The following is a 21,927-nucleotide window of genomic DNA, read 5'->3' as shown; positions in this document are numbered from 1 at the left end:
GGGTAATTAATTTACTAAGTAATTAGCTTTATTTCACAATAGAATCTTCTTCTAACATACCAAGTTTTTTAGCAACAAATGTTGTACATGTTAAGTCACCAAATACGTTAAGAGCAGTTCTACCCATATCAAGTATAGCGTCAATACCTAAGATTAAAGCATAAGCACCAGCAATAGCAGTACCAGGTTCAATAGGCATTCTAACTTGTTGCATTACCATAGCTAACATAATAGCACCTGCGCCAGGAACACCAGCAGTACCAATTGAAGCTAAAGTAGCTGTAAGTACGATTAATGCTAAATCACTAGCTCCAAATAAGCCATGACCAACAGATAATGCTATAAAGATTGAACAAACACCTTGATAAATAGCTGTACCATCCATATTAATTGTTGCACCTAAAGGAAGTGAGAAAGAATAAACTTCTTTTTTAACACCTAATTCTTTAGCAGCTTCAATAGTAACAGGTAATGTACCACTTGAAGAACGAGTTACAAAAGCTGTAACAAATGGATTTCTTGCTGATTTCCAGAATGTTGATAATTTGATTTTTCCCATTCTTAAAATGCTTGTGTAAACTAATAAAATATGTAGGATATAACCTAAGAAACAAGCAATTGTAACAATAGCTAAGGAACCAGCTACAGAAGCACCTTGTTTTGCGAATACTCCACAAATTAATGCAAATACACCAATAGGGGCATATTCCATAATTCCTTTAACCATTTTCATCATGATTTCAGCAAAGCCATCAAAGAAGTCAAACATTACATTTCCAACTCTGTTTAATCTTTCGTCATCAGAAACTTTTAGATAAGATAAGCTAATACCAAAGATTATTGCAAAGAAAATAATTTGAAGAATAGCACCTGAAGTTAATGCAGAGAAGATATTCTTTGGAATGATTCCAGATAATGTATTCCATACAGAAACATCAGCGGTTTTACCAGCAGCTTCAGCAGCCATTGTAGCAGCAATTTGAGCATTAGGTCTAAAAATAACACCCATTAATAAACCAATAGCTACAGCTACAGCAGATGTTACTAAATAAATACCAACAACTCTTAAACCAACTTTACCTAAGTTTGCAGGTGAAACAGAAGCAGAACCAACAACTAATGTTGAGAAAACTATAGGAACTAAAATCATTTTTAATAGTCTAACAAAAATGTCCCCAAGCATTTGTAGCCAACCAGGAATTTGTGTAATACCACTAGCAGCTAAAACGATACCAACAATTGCACCTAAAACTAAACCAATTAAGATTCTGTACAATAAATTGAAATTGAAATACCAACCGAATAACCCATTTTTTTTAATAGGTGCATCTTTTGCCATAAAAAACCTCCATCAATAGTTAATTACTAACAAACTAATCTTATCATAAATTTCATATTTTGCAATTTTTTTTATATACAAATTTATGTGAAAAAGGTTACAAAAGTTTAGAATTTGAGTTAAACACAAAAAAACCTTACTAAAATTTAGTAAGGTTTAAAAGTTCGAGAGCGACGGGGATCGAACCCGCGATCTTCGGCGTGACAGGCCGACGCGATAACCATCTTCGCTACGCCCCCAAAGGACAAGACTTAAACTATAGAATTTATCAGTTATTGTCAATAGGATTATTACATTTTATTTATTTTTTTGTAGTTTATTAGCGATATCAAACAAGAAACTAAAAGAGATTTTTCTGTAAATCTTTAAAATTATAGTAAATTAATATTTTAGTTTTGACTATTTTAATTATATGACTTTATTTTAATACATTCTAAGTTTAGCTAATTATATTATTTGTTAAATTTAATTAATCTTAGAGCATTTAAAATAGCTAAGAACGTTACTCCTACATCTGCAAAAATAGCAAACCACATGTTTGCAAAACCTAAAGCTCCTAAAAGCATAACTAAAAATTTTATCCCTATAGCGAAAATAGTATTTTGTTTTACTATTCTCATTGTTTTTCTTGATAATTTAATAACGGATGGGAGTGTGTTTATTTCTTCACCCATTATTACAACATCACTAGCTTCAATAGCTGCGTCACTTCCCATTGCTCCCATTGATATTCCAACATCACTTATAGCAAGAGCAGGGGAATCATTTATTCCATCTCCAACAAATGCTACCGATTGATTTTTTCTTATAATTTTTTCTAATTCAGTTACTTTATCCTTTGGTAACAAATTAGACTTAAATTCATTTATTCCAACTTCCCTAGCAATTGTTTTTGTTGTTTCATAGTTATCACCACTTAACATGTATATGTTTTTGATTTTGTTTTTCTTTAGACTAAGTATTGCATTTTTACTATTCTCTTTTATTTTGTCTCCTATTGAAACAAGTCCACTAAATTCATTATCTATTGCAATATATATTAATGAATCAGTTAAACTTATATCTTTGTAATTTAGAATTTCTATTTTATTATTTATTAATAATTCCTTTTTACCAATAAGTACTATTTTATTATTTACAGAAGCTTTAATACCTAATCCATGAATTTCAATTAAATCTTTAGCCACATAATCTTTTGTGTCATCTTGTAATTTTTTGTATTCTTTAGTAATTGATTTTGCTATTGGATGATTTGATAATATTTCAACACTGTTTAGATAATTAAATAATTCGTTTTTTTCTATATTGTTACATCGGATATCATTGATTTTAAATGATCCTTCTGTAATAGTTCCTGTTTTATCAAAAACTATTGAATCTATTTTAGATAATTTTTCTAGATATATACTTCCTTTAACTAATATACCTTTTTTTGATATAGCACCTATTCCACAAAAATATGATAGAGGAATAGAAACAACAAAAGCACAAGGACAAGAAACAACTAAAAACATTAATGCTCTATATATCCATGTTGAGTATGTGGCATTGGTGATTAATAAAGGAGGTATTGTAGCCAATAGTAGAGCTGAATATACAACAATAGGTGTGTAATATTTTGCAAAACGTCTTACAAAAACTTCATTCTTAGATTTCTTTTCATTTGCAAATTCAACAAGTTTTAATATTTTTGATATTGTTGAATTTTCATATGTTTTATTAACTTTTACTTTTATAGGTGATGTTAAGTTCAAACTACCACTTAATACTGTAGAATTCTCACTTATATCTTTTGGAAGTGATTCTCCTGTTAGTGGGGAAACATCTAATGAAGAAGAACCTTCGATTATTATTCCATCGAGAGGAACTCTCTCTCCAGCTTTAACTAAAATTATATCATTTATTTTTATTAAATTTGGGTTAATATCTATTGTTTGATTATCTTTAATTAAATGTGTAATTTCACTTTTTAATTTTAATAACGATTTAATTGAGTTTCGTGATTTTTTTACTGCATAGCTTTCAAAACTTTCACCAATTTGGTAAAAAAGTAATACAGCAACACCTTCAGCAGAACTTCCTATAATAAAAGCTCCAATAGATGCTATAGCCATTAAAAATGTTTCATCTAAAAAATGTCCACTTTTTATATTCTTTAGTGATTTTAGTATAATATCGTATCCTATAATTATATAAGATACTAACATTAAATATATTTTGAAATCTTTGAATAATGTTAATGCTAATATAAAGAAAACAAAAGTTACAATTATTCTTTTTACTTTAAAATTCATCTTTTTTCCTTTATATATGAATATATATTCATATGTTATGCTAAAAATAAGAATTAGTTGATATCTAATTCTAGATGAATAATATATGAAAAAGTATTCATGTGTCAATTGAATTATTATTGATACTTATGATTTATATGTTTTAAAGCAATACTTATAATATCTTCAACATGATTATCATCGAAAGAGTAGAAGACATTTTTACCTTTTTTTTGAGATTTTATAACTTTTGCTTTTTTCAATATTTTTAGTTGATGAGAAATTGCAGATTGTTCCATGTCTAATTGATCTTTTAAATCATTTACGCATAGAGGCCCATTTGTTAATGCTAATATTATTCTCATTCTAGTTGGATCTCCAAGTACTTTGAAAAATAAACAACAAGAATCAAAATTCGAATTAACTTTGTTTTTTTCTATCATAAAATCTCCTGATATTTCATTCTATAACTTTTTCTAAATACATGTAAAGTATTTTAGATTTTGCACAAAATAATTAATTATTTGTTCAATATGTTAATTTAATTTGACCCTATATATTTTAGTTGTTACACTAAAGCTAACTTTTAAGTTAAAGATAGGAGAGTTTTTATGAAACCAACATTAGTTGTATTAGCTGCAGGGATGGGATCCCGTTATGGGGGAGTAAAACAAATCGACGCAGTCGGTAAAAACGGAGAAACTTTATTAGACTATGGTGTATATGATGCACTACAAGCTGGATTTAAGAAAGTTGTGTTTATTATTCGAAAAGATATTGAAAAGGATTTTAAAGAAAGATTATTTAACAGAATTAGTAGAAATATGGAAGCTGAATATGTTTTTCAATCTATGGATTCTTTATTAAGTGAAGAACAAATTGCTTTAAGTAAAGATAGAAGCAAACCTTGGGGTACTATCCATGCAGTATTATGTGCAAAAGAAGCAGTTAATGAACCATTTTGTGTTATTAATAGTGATGATTATTATGGTAGAGAAGCTTTTGAAATTATGGCAAAGCATTTATCTTCATTAGAAGAAGGTAGTACAGAACATGCTTTAGTGGGTTATGTATTGAAAAATACTATGAGTAAATCTGGAAGTGTTTCTAGAGCTGTTTGTACTGTTAATGATGATTATTTAACAAGTATGAAAGAAAATACTAGGATTGAGTTTGTTGGGGATAAAATAATTAGTTATCTTGATGGCGAAGAAATTGAGATGAAAGGTGATGAATGGGTTTCAATGAATTTCTTTGGTTTTGCTCCTTCTGCATTTGATTCTTTTGAAAAATATTGGCAAGAGTTTATTTCTAAAAATATTTCAACTGAAAAAGTAGAATGTTATTTACCTGAAGGTGCTAGCGAAATTGTAAGATCTAATCAAGGTAAATTGAAATTCTATACAACTGAAGAAAAATGGTTTGGAATGACATATAGTGAAGATAGAGAAAATGTAAAGAAAGAATTAGCAAATAAAACCGAAGAAGGATATTATCCTCAAATACTTTGGGAAAAATAATCTACTTAATTCTAAATAAACCTCTAGTTTTTTCTAGAGGTTTGTTATTATATATGTTTTGTTCTCCATGCAGCAGTTGCTATAGGAGTAAATCCCTCCCCCATGACTTGATAAGCATCATGAACTATTACAAAAGCATCTTTATCTATTAGATGAATATGGTTAATAAATTTTCCAACTTTATTATTAGTTATAACCGTCATTATTACAGGTCTTTCTTGATCTGTATATAATCCTTTTCCTTCTAATACTGTGCCACTATGATCTAAGTCGTCTAAAATGACTTTTTTAATTTCGTCTTTTTTATTTGATATAATATATAGCGTTTTAGAATTATAACTTCCCAATCCTAATAATACTTTATCTATTCCTACACTAGTTATATAAATTGTAATTACTGCATATAAAGCTGCTTCGATACCAAAAATAAATATACTGCTTCCAACTATTAATGCATCAATTATAAACATTGCAGTACCTAATGATAGAGAAGTAAATCTATTTAAAATTTGTGCTAAAATATCTGTTCCACCGGTGTTAGCACCACTTTTCATCACAAAGCCTAATCCAGCACCAAATAGGATTCCGCCAAAAATTGCAGATAATAAATAAGAAACATGAAAATCGTAATTTATAACACCTTCAAAGCCGAACATTCTAGTTTGAATAATTGTGAAACCTGAATATAATAAAGTTCCAATTAATGATTTTAATCCATATTCTTTGCCAAATATAAATAACCCTAAGAAAAATAAAGGTATACTTAATATCAAAATGGTTATACCTAAATCAAAATTTAATGTATGGAAGAGGATGATAGCTATACCAGTTACTCCTCCATTTGCTATTTGAGCAGGATTTGCAAATAATACAGCTCCAAGAGCTGTTAAAAATGTACCAATAATTATATAAAAATATTCTAACAGTCTATATTTTAATGGTTCTTTTTCCATTTTTTCCCTCCTAAACTTTTTGAGGTATATTTAATTCTTTGTTTTTCATATCTGTTATTAGAGTTTCAATATCTGTTGCTATTGATAAAGACTTTAATATGTTTTCTTTCATAAAGCCTTTTTGGCAAGCATGTTCTAAAAATTCATATAATGGTGTATAAAAATTATCTATATTTAATAAACCTATAGGTTTGTTGTGTATATTTAATTGCAACCAAGTATATGATTCAAAGAATTCTTCAAAAGTCCCTATTCCTCCAGGCATCGCTATAAAAGCATCACTTCTTTTATACATTTCTTTTTTTCTTTCATGCATATCTTCAGTAATAATTCTTTCTGTTTCGATATCTTCATTACAAACTTGTGGTAAGTTTAGTCTTTTTGGAAGGACTCCTATAACTTTAGCACCCTTTTTAGAAGCTGATGATGCAACAAGTCCCATTAGTCCAATATTACCTCCACCATAGATTAAATTAAAATCATTCATTGCGATGTAGTTTCCTACATCTATTGCGGCTTCACTATATATAGGACTGTTTCCTTTAGAAGAACCACAAAAAATAGCTATATTTTTTATTTTATTCATATTATCAAGATACATCATTAATAATGAAAGTTGCAAGCAATTAATCTTTTTGCTTTTATATTAAATTAAACGAACTTATTTTCTATTAAATACTCTTCAAACTTTTGTAGACTTTTTTCAAAATTATCTCTTCCAAAGCCCATTCTAAAATAATTTTCATCTATAGAATATATATTAGCAGGTAATAATAAAACGCCTTTTTCAGAAACTAAATTAGAACAAAATTCTTGTATTGAAAAGTCGATATTCATTTTAATAAAACAAACTGGACCCGCCATAGGTTTAATAAAATTGAATAAAGTTGGATATTTACTAAAAAAACTTTCAGCAATATCGATGTTCTTTTGAATAAGATTTAAGTTTTTATTTAATATTTGATCACTATATTTTAATGCTACTGTTGATAAAAATTCAGATGGAGCACTACAACAAATACTTGTATAGTGTTTCATTTTAGTTAGTTTCTTTAATATTTTTTTATCTTGAGTTGCAATCCATCCAATTCTAAGTCCTGCTAATCCGTATGATTTAGACATTACACCTAAAGAAATACCTTTTTCATATAGGTCAGCTAACCAATTTCTTTTCTCTCCATCTAATTCTAAACCTTTATAAACTTCATCACAAAAAATGTATATATTATTTTTTCTTGATATTTCTACTATTTTGTTTAATTCGTCATTCGTAAAAGTGTATCCAGTTGGATTATTTGGAGAATTAAGAATAATTACTTTAGTGTTTTCTTTAATTAAATTCTCTAACTTCTCTATATCCATTGTCCATTGATTATTTTTAAGTTCAATATTCCAATTTGAAATTTCACAACCAATGCTATTAGCTACTTCAAATAATGATTGATAAGTTGGGAATTGAGTAATTATATGATCATCTTTTTCTAAAAGAATATTCATAGTATTAAATATTGCTTCTTGAGCACCTGTATGGATTAATATATTATCATCCTTGATGTTAGAATATAGATTAGATATTCTTTTTCTTAGCTCTAAACTCCCACTAACTTCTGTATATCCTAAATATGATTCTAGAAATAATTCTCTTGAACCTTTTTCATAGCTTAATAATTCATTAATAGTCATAGATTGACAATCTGACTGTGTAAGTAAGTAAGGTGCACTAAATTCATACTTATTAAAATATACTTCTAATTTAAAATCATTTATTTTCATTTTTTAACCTATTTTTGTTTATATATATATAGTATTCAACTATATAGTATTCAACATATTATTTAAACAATGTTAGATAATATAAAAATTAAATTGTAAAGTAAATAAGATTATGTACATCAAAGAAAAAGTTATAATTGATTAGTTTACAAGCTTTTATCTTTTGTTCTTTGCATTTCTTAAAAATAGTATTATTATAATTATATTAGAAACTTTATCGAGAAAATAAATATATATAAAAAGTTATTTATAATTAGCAAATTGTTAATTTTTGTAACAAAAAGTATATTTTTTTGTTATATTTTATATGTTTAAATAAGAATTTTTACATCTATTTTTATTTTTGAGTTGTTTGGTTCATTTTTATTGTGTATTATGTAAAAGACTTCAAGTATTAAGAGAAGGAGAAAAGGGGAAAATATTTTCCCTAAAAGAAATTATGAAAAAAAGATTTATAACATTATTAGCTTTATTAGTATTATTACCTGTAATGGCATTTGCAACAGAAGTTGTAATTACATGGGAATGGATGCTTGATGATCCTCAAATTACTGGTTTTAGATACCAATTAGATGGTGAAGATCCTGATAATTGGACAGTAGTTGATGGTATGACTTCTTCTTGTGTAATTCAGAATTTAGATGGATCAAAAGAATATACCCTTTATTTACAACAAACATATGATGGTGTTAATTGGTCACCTAGTGCTATTTCAATAGCAATGCCTTTATATGCTAGTGAAACTGTAGAAGCTGTAGATGAATTAGTTGAAGCAGATGATACTGTAGTAGTTGCTGAAGCTGAGACTGAAACTGTAGGAGAAGTAGCAGCAGATTCAGAAATGGTTAGTGAAGAATTAGTAGAAGCTGATGTAGAAGAAGTAAAAGTTGCTAAAGTAAAAACACCTAGTGATTATTATACTGGTATTTCTTTAAGAGGTACTGCAGGATATACTATGACTGAAATCTCTGGTGTATCAACAAATTATGATCAATATAGTATCGCAGCAGGATTAGGTTTAGGATTTAATAATATTCTATCAGTTAAAAATGTTGGTTTCGGTTTAAATATTGATACTGACTTATTAGTATTACCTCATGCTGGTCATGCTAAAGACTCATTATTGAGCGTATTTACTGATACTTCAATTACTGATTATAGTTTAAGAGTGACACTAGCTCCTGAAATGCAATTAAACTTCAAAAAGGCAGAAATAGAATTAGCTCCTTTTGTGGATGCAATTTTAGTTGATTATCCTTATATTGGTTCAGCTGATTTAGAAGCAGATTATTTTGGCCATTTATCAATTGGATATGGTGCTCAATTAGGATTTAATTATAATGTTACTGATTTATTACAATTTGGATTAACCGCTAAGGCTAGACACAATAGTGATATTTTAGATTGGGATAATTTAGATTATTGGGGTGTTGAAGTAACTCCAGCTATTACATTTACACTATAATTATATAAGTAATAGTTTATAGGGTCAGTTGTTAACTGACCCTTTTCTTTGTACTACTTTAATGAAATTTAAGTTATATACCTTGCCAAAAATTAATGGTGTTTGTATTATTATATAGAATAAAATATTATATTAAGTAAGGAGACGGAGGTTTTACCTCCTATTGTAAAAAGAGATGAGAAAAAGCCGTATGCAACGTTGCATCGACTATATTAGATTTACTTATGAATCAGAAGGGTTTTCACTTTCTGATGACGATGAGGCTGATATACGAGCAGTATTAGACAAAGATATAACTGCTGATAGTTTGATTGAAAAATATATTATAACCAATTCATTAACGAATCATGACTACGTCGCAAGCGATGATGATTTTAATTATTATGAAAATACAAGATGTCTTTTTAATTTCTTTGATATTAAAGACAGAAAAAAATTGAGAGAAGTTGCAATATATATTACTTCAATTAGGACGGCTGAATTGATGGTGATGCCTATCGATGGTCCTTTTGATTTAGAAAAGTTAGAAGCTATTCATTCATCCCTTTTTAGTGACATTTATCCATCTGCAGGTACACTAAGGACAAAAATGGCTGCAAAACGTACTGAATTTTGTAGACCTGCATATATTGTAAGTTCTTCAAGAGATCTTTTTAATAAATTAAGTAAAGATCATTATTTAAGAAAATTAACAAGAGAAGAATTTATTAATGATCTTGCTTATTATATGGGTGAATTAGAAGCAATTCATCCTTTTAGAAATGGTAATGCTCAAGCCACTAGATTATTCTTTTGGGAATTAATATTTTTTGCCGGTTATGTAATTGATTGGAGAAATTGTGATCCTGATAGATTTTTAGAAGCTGATATATGTGCAATTGATGGAGATTATCAACCCTTAATTGATGTTCTTGAAGAAGTTGTATACGAAAAATAAATTATGATAAAGCAAACCATTTTGGTTTGTTTTTTAATGCTATTTTTAATTATTTATGTTTAGGATATTAAAAACAGAAAAGGAAGGAACAATGAACAGTTTTACTTATTACACTCCAACTAAAGTTATATTTAAAGAAAATGGAGAAAATGATGTTGCAAAAGAGCTATTAAACTTTAATGTGAAAAAAGTTTTAATTCATTATGGTGGAAAAAGTGCTATAAAATCAGGATTAATAGACAGAGTTAAAGCTTCATTAGATAAAGAAAATATCTCTTATGTTACATTAGGTGGTGTTGTTGCAAATCCTCTTTTATCAAAAGTTTATGAAGGTATAGATTTATGCAAAAAAGAAGGTGTTGATTTCATATTAGCTGTTGGTGGTGGTAGCGTAATTGATTCTTCAAAAGCTATAGCTATGGGTTTATATGATGGTGGTAATTTATGGGAACTTTATGAAGGTAAGCGTCCTGTAACAGGCTCTTTACCGGTTGCAACAATTTTAACTATAGCAGCAGCAGGTTCTGAAATGAGTAAAGGTAGCGTAATAACTAAAGATGAAGGAATGTTAAAAAGATCTTGTGGTCATGAAGATGCTGCATGTAGATTTGCTATTATGAATCCTTTATTAACATTAACTTTACCAAAATATCAAACTTTTAGTGGAATAGTAGATATTTTGATGCATACAATGGAACGTTATATAAATACTGATGGTGATCAAAATTTGGATATAACTGATGAAATAGCAGAAGGTTTAATGAGAGCTGTAATTAAAAACGCTATGATTTTATTAGAAGATCCAAATAATGTACAAGCTAGATGGAATATTATGTGGTCTAGTAGTTTATCACACAATGGTCTAACTGGTTGTGGCACTAATTCAGGAGAATGGGCAGTTCACAAAATTGAACATGAATTAGGTGGAAAATATAATGTAGCTCATGGAGCTGGATTAAGTGCAGTATTTACTGCTTGGGCTTTATATGTTTTCGATAAAATTGAAGATAGATTAGAAAAATTTGCTATTAAAGTATTTGATGTAGAACCTCAAGCAACTGCTAAAGAAACTGCATTACTTGGACTAGATAAATTAAATGAATTCTATCGTGCTGTAGATATGCCAACAAATCTAAGAGAATTAGGAGTTACTCCTAATGATAAAGAAATTGAAGAATTAAGTGTTAAGGCAACTAATTTTGGTGGTAGATTGGTTGGTAATGCTATAGGTCTTGATAAAGATGATTTAATCAAAATCTATACAATGGCAAAATAAAGTATTTTGTTTATTTATATTTGATAATAATTCCTTTTGTTGGATTTTTTCTAGCAGAAGGAATTTTTTTTAGTATTAGACAAATATTCTAATAAATTATATTATAATATTGAAACGTTACAAAATAAGAGGAAAATTATGCCAACAATTAAAGATATTGCTCATAAAGCAGGTGTTTCACACGGTACAGTCTCGAATGTATTAAATAATAGAGGCAATGTTAGTGTTGAAAAAATGAATTTAGTAAAAAAAGCAGTTGAGGAATTGGGTTATAAAGTAAATGTTCAAGCAAAAAATTTAAGACAAGGGAAAACTAATCAAGTTGCAATAATTATTCCTAGAGTAGATATAAAGAGATATATTGACTTATATATCGGGATAAATACTGTTTTATCTAAAAAAGGGTTTGATGTTACAATCCATTGTAGTAATGATTCATTTGATCAAGAAATAAAATTTCTTAATACAATAAGTGCTTCTAATCCCACGGCTATTGTTTTGATTAGTACATCTCAGAAAAATAAATTTTATGAAAATAATAATATTCCGTTATATTTTGTTTTGCAACAAGTGAAATTTCCGCCAAAAAATTCTGTTTATATAGGTTTTGATTACTATAAAATAGGATATGAATTAACTTTAAAAAGTATTGATGAAGGGAATACTAATATTTCTTGTTTTTGTGGTCTTCAAAGTTATTACAGTGATTTTTTATTTTATAAAGGTTATTGTGATGCTATAGAAAGATATGATTTTAAGAAAAAAGGCTTTTTTTCAGAAAATTCTACTAGCTTTCATAGAGCTTTTAAAATTATTAATGATTTGAAAAGTTATGATTCATGTATAGTGTTAGGTCAAGAAAGAGTTGAAAGTTTGATTTCAGCTTTAAAGATAAAACATAATGTGGAAGTTTTAAGTATTTATAGTGCAACAAGTAAGAGCTTTAATGAAAAAAATCAAAATTGTTATTATGAATTAAATTATAAATATTGTGGTACATTAGTCGCTAATAAAATAATTAATGAAGATAAAAATGATTTAATAATTAAAGTAAATTCTATTAATAACCATAAGAATAATATTGTAGTAAAGGATAATTTTAAGCAAATAAATTTTTTAGCTTTAGAGAGTCCTACAAGTGATGCATTGAGCTTGTTAGTGCCAAAATTTGAAGAAAAGACAGGTATAAAAGTTAAAATTATTAAATATCCATATCAAGAACTCTATAATAAAGCTCAAAAAGCACAAAATACGAAAGCGTACGATATTATTAGAATTGATATGGCTTGGTTATCAACATTTGGTGAAAAATTGTTTACCCCATTAGATTTGGACAGTAGTCCCTATAAAGATATTTGTGATTCCTTTATGCCAGGGATTCCAAATAATTATTTTTACTCTTATGGTCAGAGTTTTTCACTCCCTTTTGATACTAGTATACAGTTATTATATTATAGGAGAGATTTATTTGAAAATGCTTTGGTAAAGCGTGAATTTTATGAAAACACTAAAAGGCAATTAGAAGTCCCTCAAACTTATGAAGACTTTGATTTTATTGCAAAATATTTTACAAAAGCTTTTAATCCTAACTCACCTACGAAATATGGAACATCAATGATTAAAGGGTCTTCTGTTGCTATAGCTTGTGAGTTATTACCTAGAATAAAAGCTGCAGGTGAAAGTGTTGTATCAAAAGATGGTAAAATTGTAGTAAATACACCAAAAATAAAAGAAATAGTGAAAGAATATTTAACCTTATCAAATTGCACAAGTAAAGGCCAATATTCTTGGTGGGAAGATTCTATCGAAGAATTTGCAAATGAAGAGATTGCGATGACAATAGTATTTGGGAATCATGCCTCTAGGTTAGTACAATCACAAAATACAGAAATAATTAATAAAATAGGTTTTGCTCCTATCCCAGGTGGAGCTCCGATGTTAGGTGGTGGAGTTTTAGGAGTGTCGAAAAATTCAGAAAAAAAAGAAGAAATAGATCTTTTTTTAAAGTGGGTTTATTCAAGAGAAACAACAGATTTTGTTAACTATTTAGGTGGATATATAAATTCTAAAAATAATATAGAAAATATTGATGCGATAAATTTATATCCTTGGACAATAGGGATAGAGACTTCTTTAAAAAATGGATGGAGAATCCCACAGGGTGTAAAATCTAGTTTTGATGAATTTGAATTCGAACAAACTTTTGGTTCAGTTTTAAGCTCTATAGCTTCTGGGTTATTGGATGTTGATGAAGGTTTAAGCGAGGCTCAGAGAGCAATAGATTTACAATTCAATCAATAAAATTGAACGTTCCAATAAATATTTACGTAAATAACCTACATATTAGATCTAAATATGTAGGTTATTTGTATTAAGAGTAAAAATTTTTATTTTTTTTGATTGACACGTTCCAATAATATGGTATTATATATTTATTATTAGGAGTAATTTGATGCGAATTAATAAGAATAATGAAAAAATTGTAAAAAGTTGTATTGAAAATAACTTTTTAATTGCTGCTCATAGAGGGACAGTTGGTGGAAATATTATACCAAATACAAGTCTCTCTTTCAAAAATGCACTTCTTCATGGTGCAGATATAGTAGAAATGGATTTAATTTTAAGTAGCGATAATATTTTTTACGTATTTCATAATGGTGAAGAAAAAAAAGTATTAGGTATTGAAAAAGACATTAGAAAAATGAGTTCAAAAGAGATTGATGAACTGAATTGTTATAATAGTTTATTTTTGAAAACTTCAAAAAAACTAGAACGAGCTGAAGATGTTTTAAAGAAATTGGAAGGTAAATGTTTTATTAATATTGATAGATCTTGGTTTTATTGGAAAGAAATTATTCAATTTGTCGATTCATTAAATATGGGAAGTCAAATAATGATTAAATCTCCTGTTGAAAAAGAATTATTAGATATTTTGGAACAATCTAATTCAAATGTAATGTATATGCCAATTATTAAAAATATAAAGGAATTAGAAATTGTAAAAAGGTATAATATTAATTTAGCTGCAGTAGAATTAATTTTTGAATCTTTAGATTCAGATTTATTAAATAAACAAATAATTAATGAATTACATAATCAATCAATATTGATTTGGGCTAATGCAATTACTTTAGATAATACAATTGTTTTATCAGGATTTCTAGATGATGATATATCGATAGAAAAAGGGTTTGATGCTGGTTGGGGTAAACTTTTGGAATATGGATTTAATATTATTCAAACAGATTGGCCAGCTTTATTAAAAAATTATAGAGATAATATAAAAAATAAAAATTAGGAGAGTTATATGAAAAAAATAATTACTTTATTAATGGTATGTTTAATGGTTTCTTCTTTTTGTTTCTCAAATGGAACTACAGAAAAGAATGATGAAAAATCTGAAGATCAACAATTAGTTATTTACTCAAATTCAAGTAGTGAAGGTAGAGGTGAATGGTTAACAGAAAAGGCTAAAGAAAACGGGTTTGATATTGCAATTGTTAGTATTCCTGGTGGTGAATTAACAAATCGTTTGATTGCTGAAAAAAATAACAGCTTAGCTGATTTAGTATTTGGATTAAGCAGTGTTGATTATGAAAAATTAAAAAAAGAGAATTTATTAAAACAATATAGACCAACATGGGCTGATAATTTTGATACTACAGTAATGGGAGATGCTCAAGGGTATTATTATCCTATAGTAGTTCAACCTTTAGTACTAATTTATAATACAGATATTGCTGATGCACCTAATGATTATATTGATTTATTAAAACCTCAATATAATGATAGATATAATATCTTTCAATTATCAGGTGGAACAGGAAAAACTATTTTTTCAAGTATTTTGTTAAGATATGCTGATGAAAACGGAGAGTTAGGTATTTCTGATGAAGGTTGGACTGTTGCAAAACAATTTATTCAAAATAGTCACATGCATGTTGATGGTGAAGATTTTGTAGGTAATGTGGTAGATGGCTCTCGCCCAATGTCTGAATTATGGGGTAGTGGTGTTATTCAAAATCAAGTTGAACGTGATTATAAATTTGGAATTATGACTCCAGAAATTGGTGTTCCATATGTTGTAGAGCAAGTTGCAATTATATCTTCTTCAGAAAAAACTGAGTTAGCAGAGGATTTTGCTAATTGGTTTGGTTCTACAGAAGTTCAAGCTGAATGGAGTGAGCAATTTGGTTCGATTCCAGCAGATCCAGCTGCTTTAACAAACGTAACCGAAGATATTAAAGAATTTATGGGGAAAGTTCATCCTCAAGATATGGATTGGGGATTAGTAGCTGAAAACTTGGATGCTTGGATTGAAAAAGCAGAGTTGGAATTTGTGCTATAATTATTAAGTTTAGAAAGGAGATGTATTATATCTCCTTTCTAATTAGGAGTATTTAATGATTGATTTTAACAATGTAGAAATTTCATATGGAAAATTTAAAGCAATCCAAAATTTAAATCTTACGATAAATGAAGGTGAATTTTTTACTTTTTTAGGGCCTTCAGGTTGTGGTAAGACAACGACATTACGTTCTTTAGTTGGTTTTTTAAACCCTTCAGCAGGAACAATTTATGTGCAAGGGGAGAATGTTACTCAAATGCCTGTTGAGAAAAGAGGTATTGGTATGGTTTTTCAAAGCTATGCTTTGTTTCCTACTATGACGGTTTATGAAAATTTAGCTTTTGGATTGAAAGTTAAAAAATTGTCAAAAGAACAAATAGCTGTAAAAATAAAAAATATAGCAAAAACAATTTCAATTTCTGAGGCTCAATTAAATAGAAATGTATCTGAATTATCAGGAGGTCAACAACAAAGAATTGCTCTAGCAAGAGCAATAATTTTAGAACCTAAAATTCTTTGTTTAGATGAACCTTTATCTAATTTAGATGCTAAATTACGTGTGGAAATGAGAGCTGAATTAAAGCGTTTACAAAAAACTCTTGGAATTACAACTTTGTATGTTACTCATGATCAAGAAGAAGCTTTAACTTTATCAGATAGAATAGCTGTTTTTAATAATGGTTTTATAGAACAAGTTGGTACTCCATCGGAAATCTATAATAAGTCAGCTTCTAAATTTGTATGTGATTTTATAGGTGATATTAATAAGATAGAATTAGAGTTAATTAAATATATAAACGAAAAAAGTCTTTATAAATTAGATGAAAATAATGTTGGATATATAAGAATAGAAAGATTAAATATTAATCAAAAAGAAAATTATATTAGTTTGCCTTGTATTGTAAATGATTATGAATTTAATGGTGTTATGACTAAATATAATCTATCTTGTTTTAATCAAAAAATAAAATTCATTGAAGTTAATGATGGATATAAACAATTAGAAGAAGGTCAAAAATTGAATATATATATTAATCCTAAAGATATTATGCAATATGCTGATGAAAATTAGAGGTCATAAATGTTAAAGAAAAATACAAATATTGGGTCACTAATTATAAAAGGCTTTTTAATTTATTTAATAATAACTTTTATACTTTATCCTAATATTAATTTATTAATAAGCGTGTTTTTTAAAAATGGGCAATTCTCAACTGATGCATTTTATAAAATTGCAAAATCAACTAGAGCTATAAACAGTATGAGAAACAGTTTTATTTTAGCTGTTTCAATGATATTTACAGTTAATATTATAGGTGTCTTTATTGTATTATTAACTGATTATTGGGATATTAAAGGTGCTAAATTCTTAAATATTGCTTATATGAGTACCTTAGTCTATGGTGGTGTAACTTTGGTAACTGGCTATAAATTTGTTTATGGATCTGATGGTATATTAACAAGACTTTTAGTTAAAATTATTCCATCATTAAATCCTAATTGGTTTACTGGTTATTGGGCTGTTATTTTTATTATGACTTTTGCATGTACTTCTAATCATATAATCTTTTTATCAAATGCAATAAAAAGTATAGATGGACATATAATTGAAGCAGCAAAAAATATGGGTGCAAAGGGCTCGACTATTTTCTTTAAAATTGTATTACCTACTTTAAAACCTACATTATTTGCAATAACTATTTTAACGTTTTTAACAGGATTAAGTGCTATGAGCGCTCCATTAATAGTGGGTGGAGTTTCTTTTCAAACTATAAATCCAATGATAATTACATTTTCCAAAAGTCCTTATTCAAGAGAATTAGCGGCATTATTAGCAGTTATACTTGGTTGTTCGACAATTGTATTATTGGTAATAATGAATAAAGTTGAAAAAGGTGGGAATTATATTTCTGTTTCGAAGACAAAAATAAAATTAAAGAAACAAAAAATAATTAATCCTATATGTAATGTTTTAGCTCATGGAGTTGGATATTTTTTATCTATTATATATTTAGTGCCCATAATTCTAGTTGTTGTTTTTTCTTTTTGTGATTCTTTATCAATTAAGACAGGTAATATTACTTTTAATTCATTAACTTTGAATAATTATATACAATTTTTTACTCAATCTAATTCGTTTAAACCTTATTTAGTAAGTATTATTTATTCATTGACTGCTGCTGTTATAGTTGCTGTTTTTTCAATAATTATTGCTAGAATAGTAGTAAAAACTAAATCAAAATTAAGTCTATTTTTTGAATATAGTGCTATATTCCCATGGCTTTTACCTGGTACTTTTATAGCTTTAGGTTTGATGATGACTTACGATACGCCTAGAATGATTATAAATAATAAAGTATTAATTGGTACTTTAGGTATATTATTAATAGCTTATGCTGTTGTAAAACTACCATTTACCTATAGAATGATAAAAGCTTCATACTATGGTGTTGATGATAATTTAGAAGAAGCCGCAAAATGTATGGGAGCAAATTCTTTTAGAACAATGGTTCAAGTAATATTACCAGTAATAATGCCAGCTGTGGCTTCAGTTACTGTTTTAAATTTTAATAGTTTATTAAGTGACTATGATATTTCTGTATTTTTGTATCATCCTTTATTCCAACCTTTAGGAATAGTAATGAAAGCTGCTAGTGATGAAACAGCTACTGTTAATGCTCAAGCAATGTCTTTTGTTTATGCAGTTGTTTTGATAATTATTTCTTCATTTGCATTGTACTTTACACAAAGAGATAAGAAAAAGGTGAGAAAATAATGGTAGATGCAATAATATATGAAGGAAATATAATTGATAAAAGAAGAATAGTAGAATTAGTGAATTATTTGAAAAAAAGTAGCATTAATACTGTATTAATTACTAATGATTCTTCTGAATATGATATAGATTGCTATATTAACTCAAAAGGTAATCCATACGAAGCTTTTTTAAAAGCAATTTATGAACTTAATGCTGATAATAAATCTTGTATTGTTTATGATTTTTCAGAAAATTTGCAAACAAGAGCAGATGGATTAGGCTTTTTTACATGTGGCATAAATAATAAATGTAATAGAATTCTTTCTAAATTTTCAATTGAAGAATGTGTTAGAGGATTATTTCTTAATATTCCTTCAAAAATTGATAATATAGATTTATTCATATTAGATGCTGGAAATGTCTTGATATTTGATATTGATTGCATGCCCTCAATAGTAGAAGAATATTGTGTTGATGATGAGTATAAATCAGAAATAATTAAAGATTATTTTGATTATCAAGCTCCTCTTGATAGTGGAAATATGAGTACAGAAAGTTATTGGAAGCATATAGAAAAAGATTTTAATATCAAAGTTGTTGATAATCCTTTTGAAAAACATTTTTGTCCTAGGATAAATAATACTATGCAAGATGTTGTTTCTAAAATAATAAATAGAAACAAGAGAGTAGTTTTAGGCTCTAATACTTTTGCTCCACATATGATAAAAATTACAGCAACTGGAGCTTTAGATAAATTATCTAAAATATATACTAGTTATGAATTAGGATATTATAAACCTCAGAAAAGTTTTTTTGAAGCAATAATGAAAAAAGAAGGGGTAGCACCAAACAGAGTTTATTTTATTGATGATAATTTTGATAATATTGTAGCAGCTTCCTCTATTGGTATTAATACTTTTCATTATTATGGTGAAAATAAAGATGAGGTGCTTTTAAGTTTATTTAAAGATTTATAGTAAAAAAAGGAGATCCAAATAATTATTAATTAATGGATCTCTTTTTAACGCTTAATATTTATTAGATTTTATAATAAATCTTTTTTGATTACTTTTTTAGGATGTTTTCTGACTTTAATTTTTTGTCTTTCTTTAATCATATAACATTGGTGAATTCTTGGGTTTCTTTCAAAATCTAAACCAATAGAATCTGCTGTGATATCTTTTACATCATAATCTTGATAAATATAATCATCTAATTTGAATTTTCTATTATTGTTACTAAATATAAGAATACCATCTTTATCTAAGTGTCTCATACAAAGGTGAATAAGTCTTTTATGATCTCTTTGAACATCAAAAGAATCTCTACCTTTACCATTAGAGAATGTTGGAGGATCACAGAAAATTAAATCATATCTATCATAAGAATTATATAGATAATCCATACAATCTTCTTTGTAATAGAAGTGATTCATAGTTTTAAAGTTATTTAATTCCATATTCTTTATAGCCCAATCTAAATAAGTAGCTGAAGCATCAACTGATACTGTGGAAAGAGCTCCTCCCATTGCAGCTTGAACAGTTGCTGTTCCTGTGTAACAGAAAAGGTTTAAGAATCTAGTATCTTTAGCAAGTTCTTTAAGTTGTTTTCTAATAGGTCTGTGATCTAAGAAAATACCAGTATCTAAATAATCATCAAAGTTAACTAAATATTTAGCATCATTTTCTTTAACTATAATAAAGTGATTTTTGCTATTTAACTTCTTATATTGGTCTTTTCCTTTTTGCTTAGATCTGGTTTTTACATAGATTTTATCAATATCAATACCGGTTGCTCTCTCTGTTGCTAATACTAATTCTTCTAGATGTTTTTCAGCAACTTCTTCTTCAATATTAGATGGTGCAGCATATTCGCTTAATACTATATATTTACCATCATAAATATCGATTGATGCACTATATTCAGGCATATCAGCATCATATATTCTATAGTTAGTTACATTTTCTTTTTCCATTAATGGAGTAATAATATCTAAATTTTTAATTAGTCTATTATAAGCCATTTGAGAGCCTTCACTTAACGGAGCTGATAATCTTTCACGTCTTCTTTCTTCAGCTTTTTTAATAAATTCTTCTCTTTCAGCTTCACTAAAAACATAATAGTGAGCTACTTGGCAAGAAATACTTCCATTCATGACTGAATTAGTTCTATTAGGTTTCATATTAACATAACCTAATAATTCTTTTTCTCCACAAACTATAGTTGCATGCCAACCACCAAAATATTCATTTAAAGTTTTACCCATTTGTGAATATAATGATTCAATTGATGTATTTTCTAATCTAATACCATATGGTGGGTCTGTTACTATATATCCAGTTTCGCAAGGTACATCATCTTTAGTGACTTTTGTAAAATCTTTTACACTAAACTCAATCTTATCTTCAACGCCTGCAGCTTTTGCATTTTTTTGTGCAACTTTTATAGCTTTAGGATCAATGTCCCAACCATAGAATTTAAATTCTCTTTTAGCGCCTTCTTCTTCTTCTAGAATTGCTTGATTTAATACTTTTGTCCAAATCTCTTCATCATGAATAGGAAGTTTTAAAAAGTCATATCTTTCAGCATCTATTAAACCTGGAGCAACTTTGCTTGCCCATAATGCTGCTTCAATTAATATTGTACCAGCTCCACAGAAAGGGTCTAATAATGAAGGTATTGTATCTAATTCTTCATCTTCTAATATTCTTCTATATTCACTTCTTTTTAAAATAGTTGCTGCTAGAGTTTCTCTCATTGATGCATCAATAAAAGATAAACGATATCCTCTTTTATGTAGTTTTCTACCAGAGAAGTCGACAAAATAGATTACACTATCGCCTTTTACATGAAGATGGAAAGTAACGTCTGGGTTATCTTTTTCTACATTAGGTCTTTCCCCATCATACTTATCTTTTATTCTATCAACTACAGCATCTTTAATTCTAATTGCTGCAAAGTGAGCGTTTTTTAACCATCTGCAATGTTTAACTGTTTGAGTTATTGCAAAAGTTTTTTCAGGGTTAACCCAATTTTCCCATGGGATTTCCATAGCACTTTGATAAAGTTCATCAGCGTTTATTACATCATCATCATGGAATAATGCTAAAAGCAATCTAGAAGACACTCTAGTATATAGTGAAAATTTATAAGCAGTTTCTAAATCTGCTTCGAATTCTACACCACCGTTTGTGATGTTTGTTTCTTCAATACCTAGAGCTTTAATTTCATGCTCTAAGATATCCTGTTGGTTTGCTGCGCACGTTGCAAAAAAAACCATAATTT

General features: G+C 27.8%; 17 protein-coding genes and 1 tRNA gene. 10 read left to right on the top strand and 8 right to left on the bottom strand.

Annotated features, from left to right (window positions below; genetic code table 11):
- Positions 1-28: 28 nt before the first annotated feature.
- From ACPKM0_RS10710 to ACPKM0_RS10695, 4 genes are all read right to left on the bottom strand, one after another.
- The gene (locus ACPKM0_RS10710; RefSeq protein ID WP_472475825.1) at positions 29-1,339 is read right to left on the bottom strand and encodes a dicarboxylate/amino acid:cation symporter; all 1,311 of its coding nucleotides are present in this window, start codon (positions 1,337-1,339) and stop codon (positions 29-31) included.
- A gap of 165 nt (positions 1,340-1,504) precedes the next feature.
- A tRNA-Asp gene (locus tag ACPKM0_RS10705) sits at positions 1,505-1,578 on the bottom strand.
- 213 nt (positions 1,579-1,791) lie between these two features.
- Positions 1,792-3,633 (bottom strand): heavy metal translocating P-type ATPase, encoded by a 1,842-nt coding sequence (locus ACPKM0_RS10700; RefSeq protein ID WP_472475823.1) that lies wholly within the window; start codon positions 3,631-3,633, stop codon positions 1,792-1,794.
- A 116-nt stretch (positions 3,634-3,749) separates the two neighbouring features.
- Positions 3,750-4,055, bottom strand: coding sequence for an ArsR/SmtB family transcription factor (locus ACPKM0_RS10695; RefSeq protein WP_472475821.1), 306 nt, complete (start codon positions 4,053-4,055; stop codon positions 3,750-3,752).
- Positions 4,056-4,223: 168 nt separating this feature from the next.
- Between ACPKM0_RS10695 and ACPKM0_RS10690 the strand changes: the two genes are divergently transcribed.
- Positions 4,224-5,132, top strand: a complete 909-nt coding sequence (locus ACPKM0_RS10690) for a nucleotidyltransferase family protein (protein WP_472475819.1) — start codon at positions 4,224-4,226, stop codon at positions 5,130-5,132.
- A 47-nt stretch (positions 5,133-5,179) separates the two neighbouring features.
- Here ACPKM0_RS10690 and ACPKM0_RS10685 read toward each other — a convergent pair whose 3' ends face one another.
- The 3 genes from ACPKM0_RS10685 to ACPKM0_RS10675 form a co-directional block, all read right to left on the bottom strand.
- The gene (locus tag ACPKM0_RS10685; protein ID WP_472475817.1) at positions 5,180-6,085 is read right to left on the bottom strand and encodes a YitT family protein; all 906 of its coding nucleotides are present in this window, start codon (positions 6,083-6,085) and stop codon (positions 5,180-5,182) included.
- A 10-nt stretch (positions 6,086-6,095) separates the two neighbouring features.
- Positions 6,096-6,671: an LOG family protein gene (locus ACPKM0_RS10680; RefSeq protein ID WP_472475815.1), complete on the bottom strand. Its 576-nt coding sequence runs from the start codon at positions 6,669-6,671 to the stop codon at positions 6,096-6,098.
- Between the two features lie 65 nt (positions 6,672-6,736).
- On the bottom strand, positions 6,737-7,858 hold the full coding sequence (locus ACPKM0_RS10675; protein WP_472475813.1) for an aminotransferase class I/II-fold pyridoxal phosphate-dependent enzyme: 1,122 nt from the start codon (positions 7,856-7,858) through the stop codon (positions 6,737-6,739).
- Positions 7,859-8,297: 439 nt separating this feature from the next.
- On the opposite strand from ACPKM0_RS10675, the gene ACPKM0_RS10670 reads away from it, so the two are divergent.
- The 9 genes from ACPKM0_RS10670 (at position 8,298) to ACPKM0_RS10630 (ending at position 19,619) form a co-directional block, all read left to right on the top strand.
- Entirely contained in the window at positions 8,298-9,323 is a 1,026-nt protein-coding gene (locus ACPKM0_RS10670; protein WP_472475811.1) for a fibronectin type III domain-containing protein, read from the top strand.
- Positions 9,324-9,498: 175 nt separating this feature from the next.
- Positions 9,499-10,260 carry a Fic/DOC family protein gene (locus tag ACPKM0_RS10665; RefSeq protein WP_472475809.1) on the top strand — a complete coding sequence of 254 codons (762 nt, stop codon included), beginning with the start codon at positions 9,499-9,501 and terminating at the stop codon, positions 10,258-10,260.
- Positions 10,261-10,351: 91 nt separating this feature from the next.
- The gene (locus tag ACPKM0_RS10660; RefSeq protein WP_472475807.1) at positions 10,352-11,536 is read left to right on the top strand and encodes an iron-containing alcohol dehydrogenase; all 1,185 of its coding nucleotides are present in this window, start codon (positions 10,352-10,354) and stop codon (positions 11,534-11,536) included.
- Positions 11,537-11,674: 138 nt separating this feature from the next.
- Positions 11,675-13,837, top strand: coding sequence for an extracellular solute-binding protein (locus tag ACPKM0_RS10655; RefSeq protein WP_472475805.1), 2,163 nt, complete (start codon positions 11,675-11,677; stop codon positions 13,835-13,837).
- 151 nt (positions 13,838-13,988) lie between these two features.
- Positions 13,989-14,834 (top strand): glycerophosphodiester phosphodiesterase family protein, encoded by an 846-nt coding sequence (locus ACPKM0_RS10650; protein WP_472475803.1) that lies wholly within the window; start codon positions 13,989-13,991, stop codon positions 14,832-14,834.
- 9 nt (positions 14,835-14,843) lie between these two features.
- Positions 14,844-15,884 (top strand): extracellular solute-binding protein, encoded by a 1,041-nt coding sequence (locus tag ACPKM0_RS10645; RefSeq protein ID WP_472475801.1) that lies wholly within the window; start codon positions 14,844-14,846, stop codon positions 15,882-15,884.
- A gap of 55 nt (positions 15,885-15,939) precedes the next feature.
- The gene (locus ACPKM0_RS10640) at positions 15,940-16,956 is read left to right on the top strand and encodes an ABC transporter ATP-binding protein (protein ID WP_472475799.1); all 1,017 of its coding nucleotides are present in this window, start codon (positions 15,940-15,942) and stop codon (positions 16,954-16,956) included.
- Between the two features lie 9 nt (positions 16,957-16,965).
- The gene (locus ACPKM0_RS10635; RefSeq protein WP_472475797.1) at positions 16,966-18,660 is read left to right on the top strand and encodes an ABC transporter permease; all 1,695 of its coding nucleotides are present in this window, start codon (positions 16,966-16,968) and stop codon (positions 18,658-18,660) included.
- Positions 18,660-19,619 (top strand): HAD family hydrolase, encoded by a 960-nt coding sequence (locus tag ACPKM0_RS10630; RefSeq protein ID WP_472475795.1) that lies wholly within the window; start codon positions 18,660-18,662, stop codon positions 19,617-19,619. The genes ACPKM0_RS10635 and ACPKM0_RS10630 overlap by 1 nt, the downstream gene beginning before the upstream one ends.
- Before the next feature lie 68 nt (positions 19,620-19,687).
- Here ACPKM0_RS10630 and rlmKL read toward each other — a convergent pair whose 3' ends face one another.
- Positions 19,688-21,922 carry a bifunctional 23S rRNA (guanine(2069)-N(7))-methyltransferase RlmK/23S rRNA (guanine(2445)-N(2))-methyltransferase RlmL gene (rlmKL, locus tag ACPKM0_RS10625; RefSeq protein WP_472475793.1) on the bottom strand — a complete coding sequence of 745 codons (2,235 nt, stop codon included), beginning with the start codon at positions 21,920-21,922 and terminating at the stop codon, positions 19,688-19,690.
- Positions 21,923-21,927 lie beyond the last annotated feature (5 nt).

This window comes from Pleomorphochaeta sp. (assembly GCF_050031695.1).
Classification (GTDB): Bacteria; Spirochaetota; Spirochaetia; order Sphaerochaetales; family Sphaerochaetaceae; genus Pleomorphochaeta.
The sequence above is the reverse complement of the archived record's forward strand: the minus strand, read 5'-3'. Positions and strand labels throughout refer to the sequence as shown.

Bases quoted from the DNA above. Each gene is read 5' to 3' on its own strand.
- ACPKM0_RS10650 (WP_472475803.1), top strand. From the start codon at position 13,989: ATGCGAATTAATAAGAATAATGAAAAAATTGTAAAAAGTTGTATTGAA.
- ACPKM0_RS10630 (WP_472475795.1), top strand. From the start codon at position 18,660: ATGGTAGATGCAATAATATATGAAGGAAATATAATTGATAAAAGAAGA.
- ACPKM0_RS10660 (WP_472475807.1), top strand. From the start codon at position 10,352: ATGAACAGTTTTACTTATTACACTCCAACTAAAGTTATATTTAAAGAA.
- ACPKM0_RS10655 (WP_472475805.1), top strand. From the start codon at position 11,675: ATGCCAACAATTAAAGATATTGCTCATAAAGCAGGTGTTTCACACGGT.
- ACPKM0_RS10695 (WP_472475821.1), bottom strand. From the start codon at position 4,055: ATGATAGAAAAAAACAAAGTTAATTCGAATTTTGATTCTTGTTGTTTA.
- rlmKL (WP_472475793.1), bottom strand. From the start codon at position 21,922: ATGGTTTTTTTTGCAACGTGCGCAGCAAACCAACAGGATATCTTAGAG.
- ACPKM0_RS10690 (WP_472475819.1), top strand. From the start codon at position 4,224: ATGAAACCAACATTAGTTGTATTAGCTGCAGGGATGGGATCCCGTTAT.
- ACPKM0_RS10700 (WP_472475823.1), bottom strand. From the start codon at position 3,633: ATGAATTTTAAAGTAAAAAGAATAATTGTAACTTTTGTTTTCTTTATA.
- ACPKM0_RS10665 (WP_472475809.1), top strand. From the start codon at position 9,499: ATGAGAAAAAGCCGTATGCAACGTTGCATCGACTATATTAGATTTACT.
- ACPKM0_RS10645 (WP_472475801.1), top strand. From the start codon at position 14,844: ATGAAAAAAATAATTACTTTATTAATGGTATGTTTAATGGTTTCTTCT.
- ACPKM0_RS10670 (WP_472475811.1), top strand. From the start codon at position 8,298: ATGAAAAAAAGATTTATAACATTATTAGCTTTATTAGTATTATTACCT.
- ACPKM0_RS10685 (WP_472475817.1), bottom strand. From the start codon at position 6,085: ATGGAAAAAGAACCATTAAAATATAGACTGTTAGAATATTTTTATATA.
- ACPKM0_RS10640 (WP_472475799.1), top strand. From the start codon at position 15,940: ATGATTGATTTTAACAATGTAGAAATTTCATATGGAAAATTTAAAGCA.
- ACPKM0_RS10635 (WP_472475797.1), top strand. From the start codon at position 16,966: ATGTTAAAGAAAAATACAAATATTGGGTCACTAATTATAAAAGGCTTT.
- ACPKM0_RS10680 (WP_472475815.1), bottom strand. From the start codon at position 6,671: ATGAATAAAATAAAAAATATAGCTATTTTTTGTGGTTCTTCTAAAGGA.
- ACPKM0_RS10710 (WP_472475825.1), bottom strand. From the start codon at position 1,339: ATGGCAAAAGATGCACCTATTAAAAAAAATGGGTTATTCGGTTGGTAT.
- ACPKM0_RS10675 (WP_472475813.1), bottom strand. From the start codon at position 7,858: ATGAAAATAAATGATTTTAAATTAGAAGTATATTTTAATAAGTATGAA.